This window comes from Candidatus Rokuibacteriota bacterium (genome assembly GCA_016188005.1).
In the GTDB taxonomy this organism is placed as follows: Bacteria; Methylomirabilota; Methylomirabilia; order Rokubacteriales; family CSP1-6; genus UBA12499.
The window spans coordinates 1-9,537 of record JACPIQ010000019.1 but is presented as its reverse complement, the minus strand read 5'-3'; the positions used below and the strand labels follow the sequence as shown (position 1 = coordinate 9,537).

General features: G+C 70.3%; 12 protein-coding genes. 8 read left to right on the top strand and 4 right to left on the bottom strand.

Features of this window, described 5'->3' with window-relative positions; translation table 11 throughout:
* Nucleotides 1–420: 420 nt before the first annotated feature.
* Both HYV93_05130 and HYV93_05125 read right to left on the bottom strand, forming a co-directional pair.
* Nucleotides 421–1,176 (bottom strand): N-acyl homoserine lactonase family protein, encoded by a 756-nt coding sequence (locus HYV93_05130; protein ID MBI2525347.1) that lies wholly within the window; start codon nt 1,174–1,176, stop codon nt 421–423.
* The gene (locus HYV93_05125; protein MBI2525346.1) at nt 1,177–1,899 is read right to left on the bottom strand and encodes a metal-dependent transcriptional regulator; all 723 of its coding nucleotides are present in this window, start codon (nt 1,897–1,899) and stop codon (nt 1,177–1,179) included.
* A gap of 101 nt (nt 1,900–2,000) precedes the next feature.
* Here HYV93_05125 and HYV93_05120 point away from each other — a divergent pair, with 101 nt between their 5' ends.
* On the top strand, nt 2,001–3,164 hold the full coding sequence (locus tag HYV93_05120) for an acyl-CoA/acyl-ACP dehydrogenase (protein MBI2525345.1): 1,164 nt from the start codon (nt 2,001–2,003) through the stop codon (nt 3,162–3,164).
* A 40-nt stretch (nt 3,165–3,204) separates the two neighbouring features.
* On the opposite strand, the gene HYV93_05115 is transcribed toward HYV93_05120, so the two are convergent.
* Complete coding sequence (locus HYV93_05115; GenBank protein MBI2525344.1) at nt 3,205–3,675, bottom strand: hypothetical protein; 471 nt, start codon at nt 3,673–3,675, stop codon at nt 3,205–3,207.
* Between the two features lie 352 nt (nt 3,676–4,027).
* On the opposite strand from HYV93_05115, the gene HYV93_05110 reads away from it, so the two are divergent.
* From HYV93_05110 to HYV93_05095, 4 genes are all read left to right on the top strand, one after another.
* On the top strand, nt 4,028–4,543 hold the full coding sequence (locus tag HYV93_05110; protein MBI2525343.1) for a hypothetical protein: 516 nt from the start codon (nt 4,028–4,030) through the stop codon (nt 4,541–4,543).
* 527 nt (nt 4,544–5,070) lie between these two features.
* Complete coding sequence (locus HYV93_05105) at nt 5,071–5,436, top strand: hypothetical protein (protein ID MBI2525342.1); 366 nt, start codon at nt 5,071–5,073, stop codon at nt 5,434–5,436.
* A gap of 525 nt (nt 5,437–5,961) precedes the next feature.
* Nucleotides 5,962–6,156 (top strand): hypothetical protein, encoded by a 195-nt coding sequence (locus HYV93_05100; protein ID MBI2525341.1) that lies wholly within the window; start codon nt 5,962–5,964, stop codon nt 6,154–6,156.
* Nucleotides 6,156–6,398: a hypothetical protein gene (locus tag HYV93_05095; protein MBI2525340.1), complete on the top strand. Its 243-nt coding sequence runs from the start codon at nt 6,156–6,158 to the stop codon at nt 6,396–6,398. The genes HYV93_05100 and HYV93_05095 overlap by 1 nt, the downstream gene beginning before the upstream one ends.
* Before the next feature lie 463 nt (nt 6,399–6,861).
* On the opposite strand, the gene HYV93_05090 is transcribed toward HYV93_05095, so the two are convergent.
* A complete protein-coding gene (locus HYV93_05090) occupies nt 6,862–7,152 on the bottom strand; it encodes a hypothetical protein (GenBank protein MBI2525339.1) in 291 nt (96 codons plus the stop codon).
* 532 nt (nt 7,153–7,684) lie between these two features.
* Here HYV93_05090 and HYV93_05085 point away from each other — a divergent pair.
* The 3 genes from HYV93_05085 (at nt 7,685) to HYV93_05075 (ending at nt 8,887) form a co-directional block, all read left to right on the top strand.
* Entirely contained in the window at nt 7,685–8,314 is a 630-nt protein-coding gene (locus tag HYV93_05085; protein ID MBI2525338.1) for a hypothetical protein, read from the top strand.
* Between the two features lie 65 nt (nt 8,315–8,379).
* A complete protein-coding gene (locus HYV93_05080) occupies nt 8,380–8,667 on the top strand; it encodes a BrnT family toxin (protein MBI2525337.1) in 288 nt (95 codons plus the stop codon).
* Nucleotides 8,651–8,887 (top strand): BrnA antitoxin family protein, encoded by a 237-nt coding sequence (locus HYV93_05075; protein MBI2525336.1) that lies wholly within the window; start codon nt 8,651–8,653, stop codon nt 8,885–8,887. Before HYV93_05080 ends, HYV93_05075 begins: the two co-directional genes overlap by 17 nt.
* Nucleotides 8,888–9,537 lie beyond the last annotated feature (650 nt).

Sequence of the window (9,537 nt, the reverse complement as noted above, 5' to 3'; positions counted from 1 at the left end):
CTCCTCCACCTGGGGCGGGCACCCGGGCTTCGCCACGCCCGCCCCCGCCGGAACATCAGGTTCGCTTCACTCCACCGTGTGCGTCAGTCGGGGTCATCCGGGGCGGGCACCCGGGCTTCGCCACGCCCGCCCCCGCCGGAATATCAGGTTCGCTTCATTCCACCCTGTGTGTCAGTCGCGGGCAGCCGGGCGGGCACCCGGGCTTCGCCACGCCCGCCCCCGCCGGAACATCAGGTTCGCTTCATTCCACCCTGTGTGTCAGTCGGGGTCATCCGGGGCGGGCACCCGGGCTGCTGTTCACCTGGCGTGGGCACCCGGGTTTCGCCACGCCCACGCCTGCCGGACCTTGACGCCGCTCGACGTATCTCCGCCGATCCCAGCCGCCGTCAACCGCGGGGGCGATCTCTCGCAACCCTCCGATCACCGGTAGGCGTCTGGAGATTTGACCGCGGTGGCCCAGAAGGCGGGATCGTGGCTCGGGAAGATCCGGCCGCCCGTCAGCCGGGCGATGGTCTTGAGCCGCTTGATCGAGTGCATGGCGCGGGTGGGGTCCCAGACGACACCGGGCGGGGTCTCGCGGTCGATGGACTCCTGCCAGTAGCAGCAGTCGCCCGCCAGGATCACCGGGCCGGTCTGCGGCAGCTCCACCAGCAGTGACTGATGCCCCGGCGTGTGCCCGTCGCTGCGGAGGGCCGTGATCCCGGGCAGGAGCTCGGCGTCGCCGTCCAGCAACCGCCAGCGGTAGCCCGGCAGGTCGAAGTTCTTCCGGTAGTAGAAGGACGCGCAGCACGAGGCCGGGTAATGGGCGTAGCCGTACTCGTCCTGCTGGACGATGAGCTCGGAGGTCGGGAAGAGCGCGGCGCCGCCGGCGTGGTCGTAGTGCAGGTGCGAGAGGACCAGCAGGTCCACGCTCCCGGGCTCGAGCCCCAGCGCATCGAGGCGGTGCACGAGCAGGTCCTCATCGCCGAAGCGGGCGAGGGGGTCCGTGCGCAGAAGCCCGGGGATGGCGCGCGGCGAGAACCCGGTGTCGAAGAGGATCGTGGCATCCGAGGTGCGGATCAGGTAGCAGGTGACCGGGATCTGCACCCGCTCGCCGGAGAGCTGACCGTAGAAGAGGCCGCTCCGCTCGAAGCCGATGAAGCCGTTCTGCAGCGCGTACAGCGCCTGGACGCCCATCTACGGCGCCGCCCCGGGCGCCGCGCGAGCGCGCGGCGCTGGCCGGAGGGGAGGGGGCGCCGAGGGGTCGAACACCCGGATCTTGCCGGACGCGGCGAGCCCCATGGTGATGGTGCGGTCCTCGATGAGCACGCTGATGGTGCCCGCGTACGGGGCGACCTCACTCACCGTGAGGCAGGCGCCGGGGCGGATCCCGCTGTGCCAGAGGAAGTGCAGGAGCTGGCGGTCGGCCTCCGCCTCCTCCGTGATCCGTTCCACGATGAGCCGCTGGCCCACCGCCGTCTGGCTCAGGGGCACCGGGTGATGGCTCTCGGGGACCGGCATGCCCGGGATGGGGTTGCCGTGGGGGCAGGTGTTGGGCATGCCGAGGAGCTGGGCCAGCCGTTCCTCCACCACGGGCGACAGCGCGTGTTCCAGCCGATGCGCCTCGTCGTGGGCCCGCGCCCAGTCCAGCCCCAGCACGTCGGTGAGCCAGCGCTCCAGCAGCCGGTGGCGGCGCGCCATGGTCTCGGCGATGCCGCGCCCCTTGGCCGTGAGGCGGATCTCCTTCCGCTCTCCGAGGCGGATGTAGCCCTCGCGCTGCATGCGCCGGAGCGCCTCCGTGATGGACGGGGCGGAGACGTGCATGTGGCGCGCGAGCCTGGCGCCGATCACCGGCTTGTCCCCTCCGGTGAGGTCGTAGATGGCGCCGAGGTAGTCCTGGATCGCGGGTGTGGTCTCCACGGCCCGAGCATACCGGACGGAGCTCCCACCCGGCAACCCCTCGCCAGCGCCAGGCACTTTGCGGTAGGATCGGGTACCACCACCGGCCCGGGAGGCCCATCATGGATTTCGCGCTCACGGAACCGCAGGAGATGATCCGCAAGGAAGTCGCGGCGCTGGCACGGAGCTTCTCCCCCGACTACTGGCTGGACAAGGACCGGAGGGCCGAGTACCCGACCGAGTTCGTCAAGGCGTTCGCCGCCGGCGGCTGGCTCGGGCTGATGATCCCCGAGGCGTACGGCGGCACCGGGCTGGGCGTGATCGAGGCCGCCATCATGCTCCACGAGATCTGCGCCTCGGGGGCCGGCACCACCGGCGCCTCGCCCATCCACTTCTACGTGTTCCCGTCCGCGCCCGTCGTGAAGTACGGCACGGAGACGATGAAGCGGAAGGAGCTGCCGAAGCTCTGCACCGGCGACACCGTCATGGCATTCGGCGTCACCGAGCCCAATGCCGGGACCGACACCTCACGCATCACGACCCGCGCCGAGAAGAAGGGCGACCGCTGGATCGTCAACGGCCGCAAGGTGTGGACCACCAACGCCCAGCACGCCAACAAGATCCTCCTCCTGGCGCGCACCGGCGACCGCGACCCGGCGAAGCCGCTCAAGGGCATGACCCTCTTCTTCACTGACTTCGACCGGACGGCGATGGCCGTGCGGGAGATCGAGAAGCTCGGCCGCGCGGCCGTGGACTCCAACGAGGTCGTCATCGAGAACCTGGCCGTCCCGGACGCGGACGTGGTGGGGACGGTCGGCGAGGGCTTCTACCATCTCATCGACTCGCTGAACCCGGAGCGCATCGTCGTGGGGATCGAGGCGGTGGGCATCGGGCGCGCGGCGCTCGAGCGCGCCGTCCAGTACGCGAAGGAGCGGATCGTCTTCGACCGCCCCATCGGCAAGAACCAGGCGATCTCGCATCCGCTGGCGCAGGCCGCCGCCCAGCTCGACGCCGCCGAGCTCATGTGCATGAAGGCGGCCTGGCTCTTCGACCAGGGCCGGCCGTGCGGCCGGGAGGCGAACGCGGCCAAGCTGATGGCCGCCGAGGCCGGCTTCGACGCCTGCGACGCGGCGCTCCAGACCTTCGGCGGCTTCGGCTACGCCAAGGAGTTCCACGTGGAGCGGCTCTGGCGCGAGGTGCGCCTCTACAAGATCGCGCCCATCTCCCAGCAGATGGCGCTCAACTACCTCGCCGAGCACGTGCTGGGGCTGCCCCGCTCCTACTGAGCTCGCGGCGCCGCTGCGACCTCCACGACCGGAGCTTCGCTCATCGAGGCCGCTGGGTGCCGTAGACCCGCTCGAACACCTCGCGGGAGGCGTCCACTGGCGTCATCGACTCGTTGTACCGCGGGTTCCGTCCCTCGTAGTTGTAGTAGTTGTAGGGCTGGCCCTCGCTCAGCCGCTCTCCCTCGCGGCTCAACCCCCAGCGATCCGACTTGTAGAGGGCCCCGCCCTCCACCTGCGAGACCCACTCCTGCTCCCCGCGGATGGTGGCCGTGCGCTTGTAGTCCAGATACTCCTGGCTGCGTGCGCGCTCCTGAAAGGCCGCCAGCGAGGCTTCACGCGCGGCGGTGGCGGTCTCGGCCATCATGCGAGAGGTCCGGGCCATCTGGCGCTTGAGGTTCTCCACGCCCTTCCGGATGTAGTCCGCGGCCCACCGCTCGTTGATCCGGAAGCTCTCCGAGATCTTCGCCAGCGCCGGCAGATAGCGGTCGAACTCGGCGTCCGGGGCCCACACCGCGAAGAAGATGATCCCCCACTGCCCCGACGGGAGCGGGCTCAGCCCCTACAATCGCACATTGCTGCCGCACATTACTATGACGCGTCAGCCTGGCACCGTGGGCTGATCGATTCGTGACGGAGGCGCGGTCTCGGTCCGCTGAAACCCCCTGATCTCGAAGGATTTCCTCTCTGGCCCGTTCCTTGCTCCTGCCGCTGTTCATGGGCCGAGAGCGGCGCGCTCAGAGAGGCTCCCGTTCCAGGGGGCCGCGACGCGGGTGCGTCACGCGCACCTCGGGGAGGTGATCGAAGCTCCACCTGCCACTTCGGCACGCACAACTGACACCTTCGATCCAGGGAGACCAAGGAAGATGATGAGGCGATTCATTCTCGCGCTGGCACTGACCGTGATCGGGATGCCCGGCATGGCGCTCGGGGAATCGGTGACGTCGCACGTCGACACCATCCAGGGCATCGAGATCTCACCGGGCATCGTCGACACTGTCCACGACATCCGGTACGGCGCGGCCTTCGCCGCCAAGGCGACCGGTGCGCTACCCGGGGCCGTCGTGGTCGCGGTCAACTACACGCCCGCGTCGCCCGGCCCCGACATCACCAACGTCATCATCGGCGGGCACTGGGCGCTGACCGTGACACGGAACGGCCGGTTCATCGGCACGATCTACGGGAAGGCCACGGACGGCGCCGCCCTCTGGGATGACACGGGCACGGTTGCCGCGATCAACGTCATGCTCGCCATCGAGGGGGGCACCAGGAGATTCGCTGGCGTCACGGGCACGGGAGCGTTCGTGGGGACGCTGGACCATGGTCCCCTGGCGGTCGGACACCCGCCCACCATCGACGGGACGCTCGATCTGAGCTTCTAACCTCTCGCGGCCCTTCCGGACGCTCGGCAACCGGCGATCCCGGGCGTCCCCCGCGCCCTGCACGGGTGGCGCCCGGTGTACCGGCCCGGATTTCGCGGACACCGGGTTCACGGTGGAGAACCGGGCCTCGCCGCCCCTGGCAGGCGGCGTACAGGGCCCCCGCAAACACGCCGCAGTGCCCGGCCGGATGGCTGATGAGCCTCTCCGCCGCGTTGGCGCGGGCCCCGGCAGACCCCGTGTATGGCGGCCACGCTCTGGACGAAGGCGATCGGCCACCAGCGCCGGAACCTTGACCCCTTGGGGCTGCTGATCCCTCGCCGCCGCTTCCGCTGCACCCCGCCGATTCGCCGGGCTTGCCCCCGGCCGCGCCGGGCATCTCGTCCGCCACCGCCAGGACCTCGCTGCCGAGCGCCCGTCAAGCACGGTGGCCGGTCGGGCCGTAGCCGATCGTGCACTCTTGATCGCGGCCGGCGCCTGGGTTACACCAGGGGAGCCCGATCACCCCGGCAGCCGGAGGAGGCCCCACCGTGATGAACGACGAGTACCGGCAGCTCATCGCGTTCCTCGGGGAGCGCTTCGACGGCATCGAGGCTCACCTCACCCGCCACGACCACGAGTTCGTCGCGCTGAGCCGGCGCCTCGACGCGCTCAAGGCCGACATGGGCGGGCAGTTCCGCGAGATGGGCGGCCAGATCGAGGCCCTCGCCGGGCACTACGAGCGACTCCAGCAGGAATACCACGCGATCGTCGAGGCCCTTCGGAGCATGGAGGCCGCACAGTCCGACGACCGCCGGCGGCGCGAGACTCTCGAGCGGCGGCTGGGCGAGGTCCACGAGGAGTTGGCCGCGCTCCGGGCCCGCGTGGACGAGCTGGAGCGGCGGCGTCCAGGGTAGCGACGCGCCGCGCTCCGGGGCGGGTGCCTGGCCCCACGGCGCGCGTGAGCGCTTCGGCGCCACCAGGTCGATCGTCACCCGATCCCCGCCCGGGATCCGCCCTCGCGTCGCGGCACGCCCCTCAGCTCGCCCAGCCAGCCGCCACGCCGGGCGCCCCACCGTTCTCACGGCTGAGCGCGAACGCGTGGGCGAGGATGTCTTCACGCCACACCTCGCATCGCACTGGCCCGTTATGGGCGACCCCTGGTGGCTCTGCTTGGCCTGCCGTTGACAGCCCGCAGGGACGCCAGCGACTCCCGCATCGGCTGGTCGAGGAGGTCGGTGTATGGCCGGTCGAGCCGCGGGGGTGATGGGCCGTGGCGGTGCGAGCGGGCGTCGGGCGCCTCCGGCCCGCATGCAGATGCTGAAGCCTCCGAGCCTCGGTGTGGTGCATCCTGATGCAAGCTGGGGTATCCTCAGGCCATGCGACATTCGGACAAGCCCATCCGGCAGAGCATAAGCCTCCCGCCGCGCGTGGCTCGCCGCGTGAAGGCACTGGCAAGAACGCAGAAGACCAGTGCGAACCGCGTCGTTGTCGACCTGATCGAGGCCGGTCTGGAGGGCCAGGCACAGGAGAAGAAACGGTTCTTCGATCTCGCCGATCGGCTCGCGCGCGCGTCCAATCCGGAGGAGGCGAAACGCCTGAAGGAAGAGCTGGCGCGCATGACCTTCGGCGAGTGATGCCGAAGATCCAGTGGACCAACCTCCCCCCTGCCCTCCGCGACCACCTGTTCGATCGCCTCCTCGATCGAAGGATCACCGCCGAGGACCTCTATCAACTGAAGCTGTGGCGAGAGTCTGAACCGGAAGCTCCTGACGGCCTCTGGTGGAAGGATTTCGGTTCGTTCAAGGTCTGTGGCGAGGGGAAATACCCGAAGACCTTCTTGCTTCGCGCGCAGACGGCGAAGGGCCAGAGGCTCTGAGGGATCTCCTGGAGTCATCGGCATTCCCCCACCCCTCTCGAACCGCGGCGAACTGACAGCGGCTCCTGGCGGCCGGGTGCGCGTCATCGCCACTGTGCAAGATCCCCTCGCCGTGCAGGCCCTCCTCGCCTACCTGACCGGCGGGCGCCCCCCCGCGTCGCCCGGCCCCGCCCCGCCGGCCCCGGCCGCGATCGGGTAGACTCTCCGCTCTCGATCAGACCCTCGAAGCCTCTCTCTCCCCGCCCCTGCGCCCGCGCCTTGATCGCGAGCCCGCCGCCGGGGTTCACGGGGGCGGCCCCACTGGCCGGACGCCCGCCGCCCCCGCGGAGGTGGCGGTAATCGTGCCCAGGCTCCTGCTCCATGACCTCAGGCGCTCGGCCGTCAGGAACCTCGAGCGTGCCGGCATCTCCCACTCCGTCGCGATGACGCTGACCGGCCACAAGACCGAGGCCGTGTACCGGCGCTACGCGATCGTCGCCGAGGGCGACCTCCGCGAGGCGGGCGCGAAGCTCGCGGCGACGCTCGGATTGGCGGCCGCGACGGCGTCGCTCAGTGACAATTCCGGTGACGCCTCGGTTACAGCCCAGGGATCCGGCGGCTTGGCCGGATCGACCTCCCAGCCGGTGACCGCGCGGCCGACCTGCAGCACGACGGCGTCGGTGATCCCCTCGGACGCGAAGCATTCCGAGAGTTGATTGCGAAAATCTCGGTAGGCCTCGAAGTCCGGAAACGTCAACGGCAGTCGTTCACCCATCTGAGTCTCACGAGGATTCGGCGGCTTCGCTCAACTCCGCTTCGTCGCGGGCCACCGTCGTGCGCAGGATCTTGATCGCGCGATCGACCTCGGCCGAGGACACCGAGCCGCCGGGAGCATCGTCGACCTGAACGCCCCCCGGCGGCGGGCGCCCCGTCCGTGGCCCCCATCCCCGTGACGTCACCTCTCGGGCTCGGACGCCGCCCGCTCCAGGAGCCGATGGCACAGCCGTTTCAGCAGGAGACGGGTGAGTTCGGTCTTCGTCGCGTAGGAGCTCTCGTACGGCACCACCCGCGGTGCCATGGCCGCTGGCACAGGACGATGCCGCTCGACTATGCTCCCGGCGGCCGGTAGCCGACCGCCCGCGCACGGCCAAGGGCGTCCAGCGTTGGCAAGGGGCGCGCGCACGCCGCCGTGGAACACCCGGCATCGCAGTTCACCATCTAACGACAGCCCTTTTTCTGTGTCTCAACTCAGGGGTGCACTCCACAGGGGGCGCGAGGCCGGCGGGTCCGGTGACGCCGGGCGCTCGGTGAGCCGGCGCTTCGGGAGCGACTTGCAGCTCGACATGCACTCCCCCACGCTCGCGCTCGACGGCGTCTTCAGCGAGGCACACACGGGCCACCTCACCTTTCACCCCGCGCCCCCGCCGGGCGATGAGCACGTGGCTCGGGTCCTCGCCTCCGCCCGCGCGCGCGGGGGACGGCTGCTGGCCCCGCGCCGTCTCGAGCCCGACGACGACCCGGCGGCGGCCGACCCGCTCGCCGAGACCTCGCCGGTCCTGGCCTGTCTCGTCCGCGCCTCCCTCTGGGGCGCATGTGCTCGCCGGGCGCGCGATGGAGCGCGGCATGCTCACGGCGAACCCCCCGGGCGATGCGACAGTGGCGCGGCGGATCAGGACGAGGACGTGGAGGAGTTTCTCGAGCGAGGAACCGTGCTCAGCGGGGACCCCTCCGAGATCGTGAACGCCTGGCGCCACAGCGCTGGACTTCCAGCGGGTGGCGCCCCGGTCTGGTGGCCTCCGGCTGCGTCAGGAAGGCAGCGACGAGCGCTGAGACCATCCGAGCGTGCGGCGCTGCCAAGCTCGCCGGGGATCGCCCCCGGCGGGCTGCGGGGCTGGGTCGTGAACCCGCGCCTCCAGTTCGATTATCGTATATACTGAATCGTGTTCGAATGGGACACGCGGAAGGCCGCGGTGAACCGTGCTTCGATTATCGTATATACTGAATCGTGTTCGAATGGGACACGCGGAAGGCCGCGGTGAACCGTGCCAAGCACGGCGTCTCGTTCGAGGAGGCGGGGACGGTGTTCGGTGACCCGGACGCCCTCGACGGCCCGGATCTGCGGCATTCCGAGGAGGAGCCGAGGTTCTTGCGGCTGGGCCGCGCGGCGACCGGCCGCCTGCTCATCGTGGCCTACGCCATGAGGAGGCAAGACGATGGCGAGAGCATCCGCATCATCAGCGCGCGCCGCGCGAGCCGCAAAGAGCGGGCGGCCCATGCGGCGCAGGATTGATTTCTCCGACATCCCGGAGGCTTCCCCGGCCCAGATCCAGGCGATGCGACGGGTGGGCCGGCCTCCGTTCGGGGCCGCGGCCCGGCGACTGATCGCGATCCGCATCGACCCCCAGGTTCTCGACGCGGTCCGGCGCGAGGCCAAACGGCGGGGACTGGGCTACCAATCCCTCATCAACAACCTCCTCGCGGAGCACGTCGCGCGCGCGCGGAGCGCCTGAGCGCCCAGAGCCGCCCGCAGCCCAGCGCGGCACCCGTGAGAACTGCGCCGCCCTCGCGGCGCCGGCGCGACGCGAGCGTGACGAACGGCGATCTTCGAGAGGCGGGGGCGAAGCTGTTCGCGTTGGGTGACAGGTTGGGGGGCATTCCGGTGACATTCACTGCGGGCGGGGCGCTCGCTAAGCCATGGAAAGAATGGTGGGCTGGGACGGGATTGAACCGCCGACACCAGGATTTTCAGCCCTCGGCGGCGATCGCCTGCATCGGCCGCGTTTTCAGAGACTTGCTCCCTCGCGGGGCCGGGGCGACCGTTGCGGGAAGTTGCGGCCTGTTGCGCGCTGTCGCGCGGCGTCAGTGACAGTCTCGGTGACCTGGACCCGGCACGGCATCGCGTGACTCCCCAGCCAGGCGAGCGGCCTCCCGCCCGTATCGAGAATACCGGCGACCGATTCGCAGAACCTGTCGCCCTGTCAGCAGTGGGCGATCACGGGCTTGTCGCCCTCCACACCCGCTAATAAGGCAGCGACCTCCTGATTACGAATCCTCGCCCGGGGGGCGCGCCGCCCACCTCGCGCGGCACCGACCGCGCAGAGAGGGTCCTTCGCCTGACCATGCGTGGGGCGACAATGCGCCCCGCCATCCCCGCCCCGAG

What these genes read in the sequence shown, in the direction of transcription:
- HYV93_05075 (MBI2525336.1), top strand. Translation starts at nt 8,651, where the DNA reads ATGCGGCGCAGGATTGATTTCTCCGACATCCCGGAGGCTTCCCCGGCC.
- HYV93_05130 (MBI2525347.1), bottom strand. Translation starts at nt 1,176, where the DNA reads ATGGGCGTCCAGGCGCTGTACGCGCTGCAGAACGGCTTCATCGGCTTC.
- HYV93_05120 (MBI2525345.1), top strand. Translation starts at nt 2,001, where the DNA reads ATGGATTTCGCGCTCACGGAACCGCAGGAGATGATCCGCAAGGAAGTC.
- HYV93_05095 (MBI2525340.1), top strand. Translation starts at nt 6,156, where the DNA reads ATGCCGAAGATCCAGTGGACCAACCTCCCCCCTGCCCTCCGCGACCAC.
- HYV93_05090 (MBI2525339.1), bottom strand. Translation starts at nt 7,152, where the DNA reads ATGGGTGAACGACTGCCGTTGACGTTTCCGGACTTCGAGGCCTACCGA.
- HYV93_05110 (MBI2525343.1), top strand. Translation starts at nt 4,028, where the DNA reads ATGATGAGGCGATTCATTCTCGCGCTGGCACTGACCGTGATCGGGATG.